Below are 18,822 nucleotides of genomic sequence, written 5' to 3' on the forward strand. Positions count from 1 at the left end.
TGCTTTTGTTACGTCCATACACGCTGGACGCCTGGCAGCAAGCTTAGCGGCTCGGCGCAAATTGTCCATCGGACTTACCTTAACTGAATAATCCCTGCAAATGGTGGATGCCCTCTTTCGCCAGTTGAAGCGCGATAATCCACATCACCAGCCCAACCAGCAGATTGATAGCCCGCTGCGCTTTGGCTGTTCGCAGGCGGGGTGCCAGCCAGGCTGCGAGTAAAGCCAGGCTGAAGAACCACAGAAACGATGCACTGACTGTGCCTAACGCAAACCAGCGGCGCGGCTCCACATCCAGCTGCCCACCCAGGCTACCGAGCACAACAAAGGTATCGAGATAAACATGGGGATTAAGCCAGGTTACTGCCAGCATGGTAGCAATAATGCGCCAGCGCCCCTGGCGTAACGCGTCCGCACTGGTCATGTCCGGTTGGCTGCTGAGAGCAGTTTTCAGCGCGCCAAAACCGTACCACAGCAAAAACGCAACGCCACCCCAGGTGACCAGCGCCAGCAACCAGGGTGACTGCATCAGCAGCGCACTACCGCCAAAAATACCGGCGCAGATCAGCAGCAAGTCACTGAGGGTGCAGAGAAAAGCGGTCATGATGTGGTACTGCCTGCGAATCCCCTGGTTCATGACAAACGCATTTTGCGGACCCAACGGCAGGATCAACGCGGCACCGAGCATAAGCCCTTGAAAATAATAAGATAGCACGACTTTATTCCGTCAGAGTTGTTTCGGATGCAGACTATAGCGCGGAAGAGTTATTAGTTGAAATTGATAATTTTAATCGTTAATTAGAATCACTAATGAAAACAGGTAACAAAAAGGCCGGCTGAGCCGACCTTGGACGTTACTGCTCTGCAGCGGGTTTGGCACGTTTAAAATTGACGTCCATTTGCGGGTACGGGAAGCTGATGCCCTGTTCATCGAAGCGGCGTTTAATCAGCTCCAGTACGTCCCAGTAGACGTTTTGCAGGTCGCCGCTCTTACTCCAGACACGCACTACAAAGTTAATTGAAGAGGGACCCAGCTCATTCAGACGCACGGTCATCTCACGATCTTTGAGAATGCGATCGTCAGCCTGAATAATCTCCGTCAGTATGTTTTTAACCTGATCGATATCGGAATCGTAAGCCACGCCGATAATGAACTCGTTACGGCGCACCGGCTCACGGGAAAAATTCACGATATTCCCGGCGATAATTTTGCCATTCGGGATAACCACAATACGGCCATCGACAGTGCGCATGGTGGTGGAGAAAATCTGCACCTGCAACACCGTCCCGGCTACACCACCCAAATCGACATACTCGCCGGAGCGGAACGGACGGAAAGTGACCAGCAACACGCCTGCCGCCAGGTTAGAGAGCGAGCCCTGCAATGCCAGACCAATGGCCAGACCGGCTGCACCGAGTACGGCGATCACCGAGGCGGTCTGTACGCCAACCCGCCCCAGCGCGGCAATCAGGGTAAACGCGATGATGCCATAACGCACCAGTGCAGAGAGAAAATCTGCGACGGTGGTGTCAATATGCCGTGCCACCATCAACCGGTTCACAGCATTGGACACAATGCGCGCGACGATCATACCGACAATGATAATGGCGATCGCCGCCACAATATTGACGACGTAGCTCAGCAACAGCGCCTGGTTGTTGACCAGCCACGAGCCGGCGTCGTTGATGCTGTCGACGACGTTGAGATCTTCCATTCTTTCTTCCTTACTGTTGTTCCAAACGGGAAAACCGCCCCTTACGGGCAGGACGGTTTCCTAAAGGGTAAACAATAAGCGACGATTTCGCCAAATGGATCACATTTTATGTCGCGGACAGCCTGTTGAATTCTCAATAAAAAAGCCCGCATATATGCGGGCTTTTGGCTGAACCAGGACGCAAATTACAGAACGTCTACTGCGTTCAGTTCTTTGAAAGCCTGCTCCAGACGAGCGACCATGCTGGTCTGCGCAGCACGCAGCCATACACGCGGATCGTAGTATTTCTTGTTCGGCTGGTCTGCGCCTTTCGGGTTGCCCAGTTGGCCCTGCAGGTAGCCTTCGTTCTCTTTGTAGTAGTTCAGGATACCTTCCCAGGTTGCCCATTGGGTATCGGTATCAATGTTCATTTTGATAACGCCGTAGCTTACGGAGTCTTTGATTTCCTGAGCAGAAGAACCGGAACCGCCGTGGAAGACAAAGTTCAGGCTGTTGTGCGGCAGGTTATGTTTTTTAGACACATATTCCTGAGAGTCACGCAGGATAGTCGGGGTCAGTTTCACGTTACCCGGTTTGTACACACCGTGTACGTTACCGAAGGAAGCAGCGATGGTGAAACGCGGGCTGATCGCGTTCAGTTTGGTGTACGCGTAATCAACATCTTCCGGCTGGGTGTACAGTGCAGAAGCGTCCATGTGGCTGTTGTCTACGCCGTCTTCTTCACCACCGGTGCAACCCAGTTCGATTTCCAGAGTCATGCCCATTTTGGCCATGCGCGCCAGGTATTTAGAGCTGATTTCGATGTTCTCTTCCAGAGACTCTTCAGACAGGTCGATCATGTGAGAAGAGAACAGTGGTTTACCGGTAGCAGCAAAGTGTTTTTCACCCGCATCCAGCAGACCGTCGATCCACGGCAGCAGTTTTTTGGCACAGTGGTCAGTGTGCAGGATCACTGGCACACCGTAATGTTCAGCCATCTGGTGAACGTGATGCGCGCCAGAAATAGCGCCCAGAATTGCCGCACCCTGCGGAACGTCGGTTTTCACGCCTTTACCTGCGATAAAGGCAGCGCCACCGTTGGAGAACTGAATAATAACCGGCGCTTTTGCTTTTGCAGCAGCTTCCATGACAGCGTTGATGGAGTCGGTGCCCACACAGTTTACTGCTGGCAGAGCGAAGTTGTTTTCTTTCGCTACCTGGAACACTTTCTGAACGTCATCACCAGTGATCACGCCCGGTTTTACGAAATCAAAAATTTTAGACATGTTACGGAGTCCTGTATCTGTATCTTCGACCGTTAGAGAAAAGTCGCGAGCTCTTAAGCGCGCTGAAAATTGGGCAGGTTTCCCTGCCCAGTAAAAACTTACTTCTTAGCGCGCTCTTCGAGCATAGCTACTGCCGGCAGCACTTTGCCTTCCACGAATTCGAGGAATGCGCCGCCGCCAGTGGAGATGTAGGAAATTTTGTCAGCGATGCCAAACAGGTCGATCGCCGCCAGGGTGTCACCACCACCTGCGATGGAGAACGCGTCGCTGTCTGCGATAGCGTTAGCCACGATTTCAGTACCTTTACGGAAGTTCGGGAATTCAAACACGCCAACCGGACCATTCCACAGGATAGTTTTGGCGTTTTTCAGGATTTCAGCCAGTTTTTCCGCAGACGCGTCGCCCAGATCCAGAATTTGCTCATCATCTTTGATGTCAGTCACGGACTTCAGGGTAGCCGTTGCGGTTTCTGAGAACTCGGTTGCAACGCGAACATCTGTCGGAACCGGGATATCACAAGAATTCAGCAGACGTTTAGCTTCATCAACCAGATCGGCTTCGTACAGGGATTTACCGACGTTGTGGCCCTGGGCAGCAACGAAGGTGTTGGCGATACCGCCACCCACAATCAGTTGGTCAGCGATTTTGGACAGAGAGTCCAGAACGGTCAGTTTAGTGGAAACTTTAGAACCACCCACGATAGCGACCATCGGGCGAGCCGGTTCTTTCAGTGCCTTACCCAGCGCGTCCAGTTCGTCTGCCAGCAGCGGACCTGCACAAGCTACGTCAGCAAATTTGCCGATGCCGTGAGTCGAAGCCTGCGCACGGTGTGCGGTACCGAAAGCATCCATAACAAACACGTCGCAGAGTGCAGCGTATTTTTTGGAGAGTGCTTCGTCGTCTTTCTTCTCGCCTTTGTTGAAACGCACGTTTTCCAGAACAACCAGTTCACCGGCCGCAACGTCAACACCGTCCAGGTAGTCTTTAACCAGACGTACCGGGTTGGACAGTTTGTCTTTCAGGTAATTAACAACCGGCAACAGAGAGAATTCTTCGTTGTACTCGCCTTCGGTCGGACGACCCAGGTGGGAGGTGACCATCACTTTCGCACCCTGCTTCAGGGCCAGTTCGATGGTCGGCAGAGAAGCACGGATACGCGCATCGCTGGTCACTTTGCCATCTTTAACCGGTACGTTCAAATCCGCACGGATGAAAACGCGTTTACCTGCCAAATCCAGATCGGTCATCTTAATTACAGACATGGTGAATCCTCTCAATGATTCTTAAAGTTTTGCAGACACGTAAGTGTCTTACCTGAAACTAATAGCCGCCATTGCTAACGTCGTGTCGAGCATCCGGTTAGCAAAGCCCCATTCGTTATCGCACCATACCAGGGTTTTAATCAGGTGCGCGCCACTGACCCGTGTCTGTGTACCATCAACAATGGCACTGTGCGGATCGTGGTTAAAATCGGTTGAAACCAACGGTAATTCCGTATAGTCAACTATACCATGAAATGTTCCCTGCGCTGCTTTTTGCAGCAACGCGTTGACTTCCATAGCTTTTACCGGTTTTTTTACCGTTACACTGAGATCGATAGCCGTCACGTTAATCGTCGGTACGCGAACAGCTATCGCCTCGAATCTGTCATTAAATTGCGGAAAAATACGCGTGATCCCCGCCGCCAGTTTGGTGTCCACCGGGATAATTGACTGGCTGGCTGCACGCGTGCGGCGCAGATCGGGATGATAGGCGTCAATCACCTGCTGATCGTGCATCGCGGAGTGAATGGTCGTCACCGTTCCTGATTCGATACCATACGCATCGTCGAGCAGTTTTATGACCGGAATAATACAGTTCGTTGTGCAGGACGCGTTAGAGACCAGGCGATCATCAGCGCGCAGCGTGCTCTGGTTAACGCCAAACACGATGGTCGCATCAAGATCGTGGCTACCGGGGTGAGAGAACAGAACTTTTTTCGCTCCCGCCGCAAGATGCGCTTCGCCATCTTCACGGTTGCCATACACGCCCGTACAGTCGAGCACCACATCCACACCCAGTTCACGCCAGGGCAGCGCCGTGATCGATCGCTCATGCAGAATGCGAATGACATCATCGCCAACAAACAGTTGCTCGCGCTCCTGGCGAACATCCCAGGCAAAACGTCCATGGCTGGTGTCATATTTCAATAAATGCGCCATGCCCACGGCATCCGCCAGTTCATTGATTGCCACCACGGTGATTTCCGCCCGACGCCCGGATTCATATAAAGCACGAACCACATTGCGCCCGATGCGACCGAAACCATTAATCGCTATGCGTACGGTCATAACTCTCCTGCAAGACAAGCCAGCCTGAAGTGGATGACAGAGTAATCCAGCAACCACAAGAGGGGAATCCTCGCCTGCCTCAAACTGCGTCTGATTGGTCATTTGTCGAACATTTAATCGACTGAAACGCTTCAGCTAGAATAAGCGAAACATGGAATAAAAGGAATGATTGTCCAGACGGTTTCACCAGTAATCTGACTTGCATCACATTTTCACAGGAATAATTGGTACAAGAGCATCGAACGGAAGAATAACAGCCGAAAAAAAACCGGGCGTAATGCCCGGTTGATCTTTAACCTGTGAAGCCGCTATACGGCAACAGGGATTACAGCAGCGCTTTCGCTTTGGCGACCACGTTATCCACGGTGAAGCCAAACTCTTCAAACAGCAGCTCAGCCGGCGCCGACTCACCAAAGGTGGTCATGCCCACTACCGCACCGTTCAGGCCCACGTATTTGTACCAGAAGTCTGCAATGCCGGCTTCAATCGCCACGCGCGCAGAGACGGCTTTCGGCAGGACGGATTCACGGTACGCCGCATCCTGTTTGTCGAACGTATCGGTAGACGGCATGGAGACCACACGCACCTTCACACCTTCGGCGGTCAGTTTTTCCCACGCCGACACCGCCAACTCTACTTCAGAGCCGGTGGCAATCAGGATCAGTTGCGGTTGACCAGCACACTCTTTCAGTACATAAGCACCGCGGGCAATATCCGCCAGCTGTTGCGCCGTACGCTCCTGCTGCGCCAGGTTCTGACGGGAGAGGATCAACGCAGTCGGGCCATCGGCACGCTCAACGCCATATTTCCACGCTACCGCGGATTCCACCTGGTCACACGGACGCCAGGTGCTGACGTTCGGGGTCAGGCGCAGGGAAGCCACCTGCTCCACCGGCTGGTGAGTCGGACCGTCTTCGCCCAGACCGATAGAGTCGTGAGTGTAGACCAGCACCTGACGCTGTTTCATCAGCGCTGCCATACGCACCGCGTTACGGGCATATTCGACGAACATCAGGAAGGTGGAAGTGTACGGCAGGAAACCGCCGTGCAGGGAGATACCGTTGGCAATCGCGGTCATACCGAACTCGCGCACACCGTAATGGATGTAGTTGCCGGCAGTGTCTTCGTTGATGGCTTTCGAACCGGACCACAGGGTCAGGTTGCTTGGTGCCAGGTCAGCCGAGCCGCCAAGGAATTCTGGCAGCAGCGGACCAAAAGCTTCGATGGCGTTCTGTGAGGCTTTACGGCTGGCGATTTTCGCCGGATTAGCCTGCAATTTCTCCACAAAAGCCTGTGCTTTGGCGTCGAAGTCAGAGGGCAGCTCACCCTTCATACGGCGGGTAAACTCGGCAGCTTCCTGCGGGAAGGCTTTCGCGTAAGCCGCGAATTTCTCGTTCCACGCAGCTTCTTTCGCCTGGCCAGCTTCTTTCGCATCCCACTGCGCATAGATGTCAGACGGAATTTCAAAGGCCGGGTGTTTCCAGCCCAGCGCTTCGCGGGTCAGGGCGATTTCTGCATCACCCAGCGGCGCGCCGTGGGAATCATGGGTACCGGCTTTGTTCGGCGAACCGAAACCGATGATGGTTTTGCACATCAGCAGCGACGGTTTGTCCGTCACGCTGCGCGCTTCTTCTACCGCGCGTTTGATAGCGTTTGCATCGTGACCGTCCACCCCGCGCACCACGTGCCAGCCGTAGGCTTCAAAGCGTTTCGCGGTATCGTCGGTGAACCAGCCCTCAACGTGACCGTCGATGGAGATGCCGTTGTCATCGTAGAACGCCACCAGTTTGCCCAGTTTCAGGGTACCGGCCAGCGAGCAGGCTTCATGGGAAATACCTTCCATCATGCAGCCGTCGCCCATAAAGGCGTAAGTGAAGTGGTCAACGATGTCATGACCCGGGCGGTTGAACTGCGCCGCGAGGGTTTTCTCAGCAATCGCCATGCCCACAGCGTTGGCAATGCCCTGCCCCAGCGGACCGGTGGTGGTTTCTACGCCAGCGGTGTAGCCCACTTCCGGGTGACCCGGCGTTTTGGAATGTAGCTGGCGGAAGTTCTGCAGCTCGGACATCGGCAGATCGTAACCGGTGAGGTGCAGCAGGCTGTAAATCAGCATCGAGCCGTGACCGTTGGACAGCACAAAGCGGTCGCGGTCAGCCCAGGCCGGATTCGTCGGGTTATGGTTCAGAAAATCACGCCACAGGACTTCGGCAATGTCAGCCATCCCCATCGGGGCTCCCGGGTGACCGGATTTGGCTTTCTGTACCGCGTCCATGCTCAGCGCACGAATAGCATTGGCAAGCTCTTTACGTGAGGACATTTTGACTCCAGATCAGACGATTAAGGGCTGTGCCCGTAACGACTTGACGACAGCGCGTTTTGGGCTACGCCGGAAAAAAGTGCCAACAATGTAACCCAAGCGGCTGGTCATGTACATGGAACATCCTTTTGCCTGTTCAGAAATCTCCGGAAGCTGCCTGCTTGTTGCGCAATCTCCTCGCTCGCCTTTCCTGCTCTTATTTATACTTACGCTGCCACCGGTTCGCATAACCCCGGTGCATAATCAGAAATGACTCACCATTGCGGAAGATGACACATGAAAATTCGCCCAGCATTACTTGCTCTGGGAATGACAACCCTGCTCGCCGGTTGCCAGAATATGGACTCCGGCGGTTTTCTCAGCTCGGGAGCGGAAGCTTTCCAGGCTTACACCCTGAGTGATGCTCAGGTTAAAGCACTGAGCGACGATGCCTGTAAACAAATGGACAGTAAGGCCAGCATTGCGCCAGCCAGCAGCCCGTACAGCCAGCGTCTGAGCAAAATAGCCGCCGCCCTCGGCGACAATATCAACGGCCAACCGGTGAACTATAAGGTTTACGTGGCGAAGGATGTGAACGCCTTTGCGATGGCCAACGGCTGCATTCGCGTCTACAGCGCACTAATGGACATGATGACCGACAACGAAGTCGAAGCGGTGATTGGTCACGAAATGGGTCACGTTGCGCTGGGGCATGTGAAAAAAGGTATGCAGGTTGCGCTCGGGACCAATGCATTACGCGCGGCAGCGGCGTCCGCGGGCGGTATTGTCGGCAGCTTGTCACAATCGCAGCTTGGCGCACTGGGCGAACAACTGGTGAATTCACAGTTCTCCCAGCGCCAGGAATCCGAAGCGGATGACTACTCTTACGATTTGTTGCGCAAACGCGGCATCAATCCGTCAGGGCTGGCGACCAGTTTTGAAAAACTGGCGAAAATGGAAGAGGGTCGTCAGAGTTCAATGTTTGACGATCACCCGGCCTCTGCCGAGCGTGCGCAACACATTCGTGATCGTATGGCAGCAGACGGTATTAAATAACGCAACAGGGAGGCAATAGGCCTCCCTGTTTTTACGCAGTGTGTGGACAATCACCTGTCACTGGAAAATCTTATTCATCTTCCAGATAGGTGTAGCCGTACAGTCCGGCTTCAAACTCTTCGAGGAACTGCTGCTGCAGCGCATCTTCGAGCCCGGTCTGTTTAACCTGATCGCGGAACTGCGTCAGCAGAGTGTTCGGATCGAGCTGCACATACTGCAACATATCCGCGACGGTGTCGCCTTCATCAGAAAGCTCCACTTCCACGCTGCCATCCGGGAAAACAAACACATCAACCGCTTCGGTATCACCGAACAGATTATGCATATTCCCGAGGATCTCCTGGTACGCGCCAACCATAAAGAAGCCCAGCATCGGCGGGTTCTCCGGGTCGTATTCCGGCATCGGCATCGTGGTGGCGATCCCGTCGCCATCCACATAGTGATCGATAGCACCGTCGGAGTCACAGGTAATATCCAGCAGTACCGCACGGCGTTCCGGTGCATGATTCAGCCCTTCCAGCGGCAACACCGGGAAGAGTTGATCGATCCCCCAGGCATCCGGCATCGACTGGAACAGCGAGAAGTTGACGTACATTTTGTCCGCCATACGCTCCTGCAATTCATCGATAATCGGACGATGTGCACGGTTGCTCGGATCCAGCTGTTTCTGCACTTCATGACACATATTCAGATAGAGCTGCTCAGCCCAGGCGCGCTCTTGCAGGCTGTAAGCGCCAGAAGAGTAACCGACATGGATATCGTGCAAATCCATCTGGCTGTCATGCAACCATTCACGCAGCGAACGGCGTGTGCCAGGCTCATGCATCTCCTGCCAGGTTTCCCACATACTTTGTAACGCACGCGGCGCATCGTCAGCCGGGGCTGTTGCCTGCGTATATTCGTTGCGTTCCACACCGATAATATTGGACACCAGCACTGTGTGGTGCGCAGTCACGGCGCGACCAGATTCCGTGATCACCGTCGGATGCGGCAAACCATGCTCTTCACACGCATCGCCAATCGCCCAAATGATGTTATTGGCATATTCGTTCAGGCCATAGTTCACCGAACAGTCTGACTGCGAACGTGTACCTTCATAGTCCACGCCTAACCCGCCGCCAACGTCGAAGCACTGGATATTCACGCCCAGTTTATGCAGTTCAACGTAAAAACGCGCGGATTCACGCACGCCTGTCGCGATATCGCGGATGTTTGCCATCTGCGAACCAAGGTGAAAGTGCAGCAGTTGAATGCTGTCCAGACGCCCGCGCTCGCGCAGAATTTCCACCAGTTGCAGAACTTGGGTGGCCGCCAGACCAAATTTAGATTTCTCGCCGCCGGAAGATTGCCATTTACCGGAGCCTTGCGACGCCAGACGCGCACGCACACCAAGACGCGGCACCACGTTCAGACGCTCCGCTTCTTCCAGTACGATGGCGATTTCGGTCATTTTCTCAATCACCAGATAGACCTTGTGGCCCATCTTCTCGCCAATCAGCGCCAGGCGAATGTATTCGCGGTCTTTATAGCCGTTACACACGATCACCGAGCGGGTCATCCCCGCATGCGCCAGTACGGCCATCAGCTCCGCTTTGGAACCGGCTTCCAGCCCCAGCGGTTCGCCGGAATGGATCAGCGACTCAATCACACGCCGGTGCTGGTTCACCTTGATCGGATAGACGAGGAAATAGTCGCCATTGTAACCGTAGGATTCACGCGCACGTTTAAAGGCGGCGTTAATCGAGCGCAGGCGATGTTGCAGGATCTGCGGGAAACAGAACAGCGCTGGCAGGCGCTGCCCTTGCGCTTCGCGCGCTTTCACCAGTTGCGCCAGGTCAACGCGGGCTTCCGGTACATCCGGATCCGGGCAAACACTGATATGCCCCAGTTCATTGACGTCGTAGTAATTATTACCCCACCACGCAATGTTATATGTACGTAGCATCTTGCTGGCTTCCTGGGAGCTCATCGCCACCTCCTGCATGGAACGTAATACACCGTGTTCGCCTGCTGACGAAGGCGAAACCGAAGACATGTCGTCAGACATAGCGAACCTCAACATAAAAAAGTGTATACCCTGTTGGTTTCACCGCGCCCGCAGGCCGCAGAGTAAAACGCAACGGATACAAAACAGTTGACTACTATCGCAGTGACATATAGCGATAACAACCCATAAACAGCCTGAATGCTCAGCATGTCATGCTGAAGCGCCGGCTGTGCGACCGGTTTCTTGTTCATATCATTGTAAAACACGTTCCGAACTTAAGTATGACAGTCCGGCGAAACCACGAGAAAACTCCTGATTTATCAGGAGAGCCCTTGTTCAGTTATCGCAACGCCTTACCGGCTCTGGAGTCCTGAGAAGCGCCGAAATGGGTATAACATCGGCTGGTTTGCAGATTAGAAATGCAGGTAGTGGGGAGTAAACATGCGTCAGAACGACGCAACAGTTTTTGCGGAAAACAACGGTTCATTATCTCGTATCACCTCCACGCAAGCCTTTTACAACCCGCGACAAGCCAAAGCCATTAAATTCACTGCTTAACCCGGCTGGAAGTGGCGACACAGCGTTTTTGCCGTGCGCTTTTTTAAGTGAGCCGCGCGCGGCGTTTTATACCGACAACGAGGTGAAAATGCAAAATAAAAAAGCTGTGTTTGACGCATTGCCAGGAAAATTTTCCGTCACTATTTGTGACAAGAAGTGGTGAACATCAAAAAGCGCTGGCAATAGAGTCAGGAAGTACCTTAGAATAGCCATCCAGATGTTAATCCGTCTATATTGATTAACACTCAGACTTTTGCGTCATAACCTGCAGTCCCCGCGGCGCCACCGCGAAGGCATATCCGGACGCAGAATTCGAGCTAACCGTATTACTCCAGGGTGAAAACAACATATGGCAAAACACCTTTTTACGTCCGAGTCCGTCTCCGAAGGGCATCCTGACAAAATCGCTGACCAAATTTCCGACGCCGTGCTGGATGCGATCCTCGAGCAGGATCCGAAAGCACGCGTTGCGTGTGAAACTTACGTCAAAACCGGCATGGTGCTGGTGGGTGGTGAAATTACCACCAGCGCATGGGTTGATATCGAAGAGATCACCCGTAATACCGTCCGTGAAATTGGCTATGTGCATTCCGACATGGGCTTTGACGCCAATTCTTGCGCCGTACTGAGTGCGATTGGTAAGCAATCTCCGGATATCAACCAGGGCGTTGACCGCGCCGATCCGCTGGAACAAGGTGCGGGCGACCAGGGGCTGATGTTTGGTTACGCAACCAACGAAACCGATGTACTGATGCCTGCACCGATCACCTATGCACACCGTCTGGTTGAGCGTCAGGCTGAAGTGCGTAAAAACGGCACCCTGCCGTGGCTGCGCCCGGATGCGAAAAGCCAGGTCACGTTCCAATATGAAGACGGTAAAATTGCCGGTATCGATGCCGTTGTGCTGTCCACACAGCATGCAGAGAATATCGACCAGAAATCCCTGCAAGAAGCGGTGATGGAAGAGATCATCAAGCCGATTCTGCCGTCTGAGTGGCTAAATGAGTCCACCAAATTCTTTATCAACCCGACAGGCCGTTTCGTTATCGGTGGCCCGATGGGCGACTGTGGTCTGACCGGACGTAAAATTATCGTTGATACCTATGGCGGCATGGCGCGTCATGGCGGCGGCGCATTCTCCGGTAAGGATCCGTCTAAAGTTGACCGTTCTGCCGCTTACGCTGCGCGTTACGTCGCGAAAAACATCGTTGCTGCGGGCCTGGCTGACCGCTGTGAGATCCAGGTCTCCTATGCTATTGGCGTGGCAGAACCGACCTCTATCATGGTGGAAACCTTCGGTACCGAGAAAATCGCCAGCGAGCAGTTGACCCTGCTGGTGCGCGAATTCTTCGATCTGCGTCCGTATGGTCTGATCCAGATGCTGGATCTGCTGCACCCGATCTACAAACAAACCGCTGCATACGGTCACTTTGGTCGCGAAACCTTCCCGTGGGAAAAAACCGACAAAGCTGATGCGCTGCGTGAAGCTGCCGGTCTGAAATAATCCTCTGGCAATGTCTTTTTAAGGCCAGCCTCGTGCTGGCCTTTTTTATATTCTCCGCCCTTCATCCCAACATATTTTTTCTCAATGCCAGTGCCTACTTAGGGTGAGGGAGTTTCGCATGAAAGCGATTACATCAAACCGCTTCGGTAAAAAATCAGAATTCTCTCTTTGAAAAGCAGCAAACTGATGACTGTTACATAATGCTTCGGTTTAGTCTGAAATCACGTCAACCACCTCACATTATCTCTTCAGTAATTCTATAATATTTATGACTTTTATTTACATTACATCCTTGATTGTAATGTAACCGATTACACTCATGTGATGATAGTCACATATTTTTGCGTATTCCTGACCTACCTTTGACACCGATAAAACCAATGACATCAATGGAGGGCATAATGCCTGACACGAAAAAACAGGGGCGTTCAAACAAGGCAATGACCTTCTTTGTCTGTTTCCTCGCAGCACTGGCAGGATTGCTTTTTGGCCTGGATATTGGCGTGATCGCGGGTGCGCTGCCCTTTATCACAGATGATTTTCAAATTAGCTCACATACCCAGGAATGGGTGGTGAGTTCGATGATGTTCGGTGCCGCCGTAGGCGCTGTCGGCAGCGGATGGCTCTCCTGGCGCCTCGGCCGTAAAAAAAGCCTGATGATCGGCGCCGTACTTTTTGTGATCGGCTCGCTCTGCTCCGCCGCTGCCCCGAACGTTGACGTGCTGATTATTTCTCGTGTGGTGCTGGGCCTTGCCGTGGGCGTAGCGTCCTACACTGCACCGCTCTACCTGTCGGAAATTGCCCCGGAAAAAATCCGCGGCAGCATGATCTCCATGTATCAGTTGATGATCACCATCGGTATTCTCGGTGCTTATCTTTCCGATACGGCGTTCAGCTACAGCGGTGAATGGCGCTGGATGCTGGGGGTGATCATTATTCCGGCTATCCTGCTGTTGATTGGCGTCTTTTTCCTACCAGACAGCCCACGCTGGTTTGCCGCGAAGCGCCGTTTCCACGATGCAGAACGTGTGCTGTTGCGCTTGCGCGACACCAGCGCTGAAGCGAAAAATGAGCTCGAAGAGATCCGCGAAAGCCTGCAAGTGAAACAGACCGGCTGGGCGCTGTTCAGAGAGAACAGCAATTTCCGCCGCGCCGTGTTTCTTGGTGTGTTGCTGCAGGTGATGCAACAGTTCACCGGGATGAACGTCATCATGTACTACGCGCCAAAAATTTTCGAACTGGCGGGCTATACCAATACCACCGAGCAGATGTGGGGCACGGTGATTGTCGGTCTCACTAACGTACTGGCGACGTTTATTGCTATCGGTCTTGTGGATCGTTGGGGACGTAAACCGACGCTGGTGCTGGGCTTCCTGGTGATGGCGGCGGGGATGGGCATCCTTGGCACCATGCTGCATCTGGGCATTCACTCCCCGTCGGCACAGTACTTCGCGGTCGCTATGCTGCTGATGTTCATCATTGGTTTCGCCATGAGCGCGGGGCCGTTGATTTGGGTGCTGTGTTCCGAAATCCAGCCGCTGAAAGGCCGCGATTTTGGTATCACCTGCTCAACGGCCACCAACTGGATTGCCAATATGATCGTCGGCGCGACGTTCCTGACCATGCTCAATTCGCTGGGCAACGCCAACACCTTCTGGGTGTATAGCGCGCTGAATGTGCTGTTTATCGTCCTGACGCTGTGGCTGGTGCCAGAAACCAAACATGTTTCGCTGGAGCATATCGAGCGCAACCTGATGCGCGGTCGCCCACTGCGCGAAATTGGTTCCCACAACTAGCCCTGAAGGCTTCCTCCCCGGAGGAAGCCTTCCCTTCCCCTTGCACTCCCGCTTCGCCCATCCTATGCTCTGCAACTATGAAAACACCCCGCCTTCCCATTGCCACGCAACAAGCCGTCATGCGCAGCCTGCGAGAAAAACTCGCCCAGGCAAACCAAAAACTGGGGCGCAATTACCCGGAACCTAAACTGATTTATCAACAGCGCGGCACGGCCGCCGGTACCGCCTGGCTGGCGGATTACGAAATCCGGCTTAATCCGGTGTTATTACTGGAAAATGAACAGGCATTTATTGACGAGGTGGTTCCTCACGAACTGGCGCATCTGCTGGTGTGGAAACACTTTGGCCGTGTCGCGCCTCATGGCAAAGAGTGGAAATGGATGATGGAGAGCGTATTGGGCGTCCCCGCCAGACGCACTCATCAATTCGAGCTGGAATCCGTACGGCGCAATACTTTTCCCTACCGCTGCAAATGCCAGCAGCATCAGTTAACCGTGCGCAGACATAACCGGGTGGTACGTGGCGAAGCGGTTTACCGTTGTGTTCGCTGCGGCGAGCCGCTGATTGCCGACGCGAGTAACTGAATCCATTAAGAAGTTTTCTGCTCTTACTGATTGCATCAGGCAACGCCTTCCGTTACGTTGCGGACTCGTTTTGACAGGGAGTTCGCCATGTTTCGTCTTTTCTCACTTTTATTGACTCTTATTGCCGTTCCTGCACTCGCCGCAGACGGGATCAACAGTTTTGCCCAGGCCAAAGCAGCAGGCGTTAAAGTGAACGCCGATGCGCCAGGAGACTTCTACTGCGGGTGTAAAATTAACTGGCAGGGGAAAAAAGGCGTGGTTGATCTCGCCTCCTGCGGCTATCAAGTGCGGAAGAACGAAAATCGCGCCAGCCGTATCGAGTGGGAGCATGTCATGCCCGCCTGGCAGTTCGGCCACCAGCGCCAGTGCTGGCAGGATGGTGGACGGCAGAACTGCGCGAAAGATCCGGTGTACCGCAAAATCGAAAGCGATATGCATAACCTGCAACCCGCCGTAGGCGAGGTGAACGGCGATCGCGGCAATTTTATGTACAGTCAGTGGAACGGTGGTGAAGGTCAGTACGGCCAGTGCGGCATGAAAATCGATTTCAAAGCCAAACTCGCCGAACCGCCGGCCCGCGCCCGCGGCGCGATTGCCCGCACCTATTTCTATATGCGCGATCAGTACCAAATTTCGCTTTCACGCCAGCAAACGCAGTTGTTTACCGCCTGGGATAAACAGTACCCGGTGACCGACTGGGAGTGCGAACGCGATGCACGCATCGCCAACGTACAGGGCAACCATAATCCGTATGTGCAGCGCGCTTGCATGGCGCGAAAGAGCTAACCTACACTAGCGGCAATTATTTATTTGCAGGCGCGCCCCTCCCCTTCAATGGCGGAGGGGATAGACCGCGCCGCCCCACACATGGAATTTCATACTATGCGCATTCCCCGCATTCATCATCCGGAACGCATCCTGCCTGGCTGCGAAATCGCACTCAGTGAAGATGCAGCCAACCATGTCGGTCGCGTGCTGCGTATGGGGCCAGGCCAGGCGCTTCAGTTATTTGATGGTTCGAACCAGGTCTTCGAGGCGGAAATCGTCCATGCGGACAAAAAAAGCGTGCGGGTGAATGTGCTTCGCGGCGAGTTGGACGATCGGGAATCGCCGGTGCATATCCACCTCGGACAGGTGATGTCCCGCGGGGAAAAAATGGAATTCACCATCCAGAAATCCATTGAGCTTGGGGTAAGCCTCATTACGCCACTTTTTTCTGAACGCTGCGGCGTTAAACTGGATGCTGAACGTCTGAGCAAAAAGCTTCAGCAGTGGCAGAAGATTGCCATTGCCGCTTGCGAGCAATGCGGACGTAACCGCGTTCCGGAAATCCGCCCGGCAATGGATCTGGAAGCCTGGTGCGCCGAAGAGGATACCGGCCTGAAGCTGAACCTGCATCCGCGCGCCAGCCAAAGTATCAATACCCTGCCGTTGCCAGTGGAACGTGTGCGACTGCTGATTGGTCCGGAGGGCGGGTTAACCGCCGATGAGATTGCCATGACCGCGCGCTATCAGTTCACGGATATTTTGTTAGGGCCACGCGTACTACGCACAGAGACCACGGCGCTTACCGCCATCACCGCGCTTCAGGTACGCTTTGGCGACCTGGGTTGAGAGGAGAAGCAAAATGATTAAGCTCGGCATCGTGATGGATCCCATCGCAGACATTAACATTAAAAAAGACACCAGCTTCGCCATGCTGCTGGAAGCACAGCGCCGCGGCTATGAGCTGCACTATATGGAAATGGCCGATCTCTACCTGATCAATGGCGAAGCCCGCGCACGCACCCGTAAGCTTTCCGTCGAGCAAAACTACGACAAATGGTACGAATTTGGCAGCGAGCAGGATATTCCGCTCGCCGATCTGGATACCATTCTGATGCGCAAGGATCCGCCGTTCGATACCGAATATATTTACGCGACCTATATCCTTGAACGTGCTGAAGAGAAAGGCACGCTGATCGTCAACAAACCGCAGAGTCTGCGTGACTGTAACGAAAAACTGTTCACCGCCTGGTTCGCGGAATTAACTCCGGAAACGCTGGTTACCCGCAACAAAGCGCAGTTGAAAGCGTTCTGGCAGAAACACGGCGACATTATTCTCAAACCGCTGGATGGGATGGGCGGCACCTCGATTTTCCGCGTGAAAGAAGGCGATCCAAACCTGTCGGTGATTGCCGAAACCCTGACCGAACTGGGCAATCGTTACTGCATGGCGCAGAACTATCTGCCGGCCATTAAAGATGGCGATAAACGCGTGCTGGTTGTGGATGGCGAGCCGGTACCTTACTGCCTGGCGCGCATCCCGCAAGGTGGTGAAACCCGTGGCAACCTGGCGGCCGGCGGTCGCGGCGAACCTCGCCCGCTGAGCGAAAGCGACTGGGCGATTGCCCGTAAAGTCGCCCCAACGCTGAAAGCAAAAGGGCTGATTTTTGTCGGCCTGGATATTATTGGCGATCGTCTGACTGAAATTAACGTCACCAGCCCGACCTGCGTACGTGAAATTGAAGCTGAATTCCCGATCTCGATCACCGGCATGCTGATGGACGCCATCGAGAAACGTCTGGGAAAATAAGCCTCAATGCTCCGGATACGGGAAGGAACCCGTATCCTGCCAGGTTTGGCTAGTGACAGCATTCTGCTTTCACCGCATACTAGACTGTCGCTTTTTTGAACCAGGAAACAGAACCTCTGACAATGAATTTACAGCATCACTTTCTTATTGCCATGCCTGCTCTTCAGGATCCCCTCTTCCGGCGCTCCGTGGTTTATATTTGCGAGTACAACGATGAAGGCGCAATGGGGCTTGTTATCAACAAGCCGCTGGAAAACCTGAAAGTAGATGGTGTGCTGGAAAAACTCAAAATCCAGCCAGAGTCTCGCGATCCGTCGATCCGTCTGGATAAACCGGTGCTGCTCGGCGGCCCGCTGGCGGAAGATCGTGGTTTTATACTGCACACACCACCCGCCAGTTTCTCCTCCAGCATCCGTGTCTCTGACAACACCGTCGTGACCACCTCGCGTGATGTCCTTGAAACACTGGGCACAGCAGAGCAGCCAAGTGAAGTGCTGGTCGCGTTGGGCTATTCATCCTGGGAAAAAGGGCAATTGGAGCAGGAGATCCTCGATAATGCGTGGCTGACCGCACCGGCGGATCTTAATATTTTGTTTAAAACGCCTATTGCCGATCGCTGGCGTGAAGCGGCAAAACTTATCGGCATTGATATCTCCACCATGCCGGGTGTTGCGGGGCACGCCTGATGAGTGGAACGCTGTTAGCCTTTGATTTTGGTACTAAAAGCATTGGCGTAGCCATTGGGCAGCGCATTACTGGCACCGCCAGGGCGCTGACCGCACTGAAAGCGCAGGACGGCACACCGAACTGGAGCGCCATCGAAAAGCTGTTAAAAGAGTGGCAACCTGAAGCAGTGATCGTCGGTTTACCGCTAAATATGGACGGCACAGAGCAGCCGCTGACGGCCAGAGCGCGTAACTTTGCCAATAAGATACATGGCCGTTTCGGCGTGCAGATCAAACTGCATGATGAACGGCTCAGCACCGTCGAAGCCCGTTCAGGGCTGTTTGAGCGTGGGGGATTTCGCGCCCTCAATAAAGGCAGTGTGGATTCCGCTTCCGCCGTCATCATCCTCGAAAGCTGGTTCGAACAGAACCTCTGATCCTCTCAGGGGCGGATTCCGCCGTCGATAACGTTTTCCCCCTCATCAAGCCGC

General features: G+C 53.9%; 16 protein-coding genes and 1 pseudogene. 9 read left to right on the plus strand and 8 right to left on the minus strand.

Features of this window, described 5'->3' with window-relative positions:
* Positions 1-79 precede the first annotated feature (79 nt).
* The 6 genes from argO to tkt form a co-directional block, all read right to left on the minus strand.
* Positions 80-715, minus strand: coding sequence for an arginine exporter ArgO (argO, locus tag ABGA49_RS14085; RefSeq protein ID WP_347665696.1), 636 nt, complete (start codon positions 713-715; stop codon positions 80-82).
* A 139-nt stretch (positions 716-854) separates the two neighbouring features.
* Positions 855-1,715, minus strand: coding sequence for a small-conductance mechanosensitive channel MscS (gene mscS, locus ABGA49_RS14090; RefSeq protein ID WP_061493228.1), 861 nt, complete (start codon positions 1,713-1,715; stop codon positions 855-857).
* 185 nt (positions 1,716-1,900) lie between these two features.
* Positions 1,901-2,980 (minus strand): class II fructose-bisphosphate aldolase, encoded by a 1,080-nt coding sequence (fbaA, locus tag ABGA49_RS14095; protein ID WP_061493227.1) that lies wholly within the window; start codon positions 2,978-2,980, stop codon positions 1,901-1,903.
* A 98-nt stretch (positions 2,981-3,078) separates the two neighbouring features.
* Complete coding sequence (pgk, locus tag ABGA49_RS14100) at positions 3,079-4,242, minus strand: phosphoglycerate kinase (protein WP_347665697.1); 1,164 nt, start codon at positions 4,240-4,242, stop codon at positions 3,079-3,081.
* A gap of 48 nt (positions 4,243-4,290) precedes the next feature.
* Positions 4,291-5,310 (minus strand): erythrose-4-phosphate dehydrogenase, encoded by a 1,020-nt coding sequence (gene epd, locus ABGA49_RS14105; RefSeq protein WP_061493225.1) that lies wholly within the window; start codon positions 5,308-5,310, stop codon positions 4,291-4,293.
* A gap of 325 nt (positions 5,311-5,635) precedes the next feature.
* Positions 5,636-7,627: a transketolase gene (tkt, locus tag ABGA49_RS14110; RefSeq protein WP_061493224.1), complete on the minus strand. Its 1,992-nt coding sequence runs from the start codon at positions 7,625-7,627 to the stop codon at positions 5,636-5,638.
* 276 nt (positions 7,628-7,903) lie between these two features.
* On the opposite strand from tkt, the gene ABGA49_RS14115 reads away from it, so the two are divergent.
* Positions 7,904-8,662, plus strand: a complete 759-nt coding sequence (locus tag ABGA49_RS14115) for a M48 family metallopeptidase (RefSeq protein WP_061493223.1) — start codon at positions 7,904-7,906, stop codon at positions 8,660-8,662.
* Between the two features lie 70 nt (positions 8,663-8,732).
* Here ABGA49_RS14115 and speA read toward each other — a convergent pair whose 3' ends face one another.
* Complete coding sequence (speA, locus tag ABGA49_RS14120; protein ID WP_071889861.1) at positions 8,733-10,709, minus strand: biosynthetic arginine decarboxylase; 1,977 nt, start codon at positions 10,707-10,709, stop codon at positions 8,733-8,735.
* 80 nt (positions 10,710-10,789) lie between these two features.
* Positions 10,790-10,900, minus strand: a pseudogene (gene yqgB / locus ABGA49_RS14125) (acid stress response protein YqgB); the annotation flags it as partial.
* Positions 10,901-11,556: 656 nt separating this feature from the next.
* On the opposite strand from yqgB, the gene metK reads away from it, so the two are divergent.
* From metK to ruvX, 8 genes are all read left to right on the plus strand, one after another.
* Positions 11,557-12,711 carry a methionine adenosyltransferase gene (gene metK, locus ABGA49_RS14130; protein WP_061493221.1) on the plus strand — a complete coding sequence of 385 codons (1,155 nt, stop codon included), beginning with the start codon at positions 11,557-11,559 and terminating at the stop codon, positions 12,709-12,711.
* A 401-nt stretch (positions 12,712-13,112) separates the two neighbouring features.
* Positions 13,113-14,507 carry a sugar porter family MFS transporter gene (locus ABGA49_RS14135; protein WP_061493220.1) on the plus strand — a complete coding sequence of 465 codons (1,395 nt, stop codon included), beginning with the start codon at positions 13,113-13,115 and terminating at the stop codon, positions 14,505-14,507.
* Between the two features lie 77 nt (positions 14,508-14,584).
* Positions 14,585-15,091, plus strand: a complete 507-nt coding sequence (locus tag ABGA49_RS14140) for a SprT family zinc-dependent metalloprotease (RefSeq protein ID WP_071889859.1) — start codon at positions 14,585-14,587, stop codon at positions 15,089-15,091.
* Between the two features lie 87 nt (positions 15,092-15,178).
* On the plus strand, positions 15,179-15,877 hold the full coding sequence (endA, locus tag ABGA49_RS14145) for a deoxyribonuclease I (RefSeq protein WP_134318693.1): 699 nt from the start codon (positions 15,179-15,181) through the stop codon (positions 15,875-15,877).
* 96 nt (positions 15,878-15,973) lie between these two features.
* Complete coding sequence (rsmE, locus tag ABGA49_RS14150) at positions 15,974-16,705, plus strand: 16S rRNA (uracil(1498)-N(3))-methyltransferase (protein WP_061493217.1); 732 nt, start codon at positions 15,974-15,976, stop codon at positions 16,703-16,705.
* A 13-nt stretch (positions 16,706-16,718) separates the two neighbouring features.
* Positions 16,719-17,666 carry a glutathione synthase gene (gene gshB / locus ABGA49_RS14155; protein ID WP_134318692.1) on the plus strand — a complete coding sequence of 316 codons (948 nt, stop codon included), beginning with the start codon at positions 16,719-16,721 and terminating at the stop codon, positions 17,664-17,666.
* A 122-nt stretch (positions 17,667-17,788) separates the two neighbouring features.
* Complete coding sequence (locus ABGA49_RS14160) at positions 17,789-18,352, plus strand: YqgE/AlgH family protein (RefSeq protein ID WP_347665698.1); 564 nt, start codon at positions 17,789-17,791, stop codon at positions 18,350-18,352.
* Positions 18,352-18,768 (plus strand): Holliday junction resolvase RuvX, encoded by a 417-nt coding sequence (gene ruvX / locus ABGA49_RS14165; protein WP_061493214.1) that lies wholly within the window; start codon positions 18,352-18,354, stop codon positions 18,766-18,768. The genes ABGA49_RS14160 and ruvX overlap by 1 nt, the downstream gene beginning before the upstream one ends.
* The last annotated feature ends 54 nt before the right edge of the window (positions 18,769-18,822 follow it).

Origin of the sequence: Kosakonia sp. WA-90 (genome assembly GCF_039871955.1) — a bacterium.
Classification (GTDB): domain Bacteria; phylum Pseudomonadota; class Gammaproteobacteria; order Enterobacterales; family Enterobacteriaceae; genus Kosakonia; species Kosakonia oryzendophytica.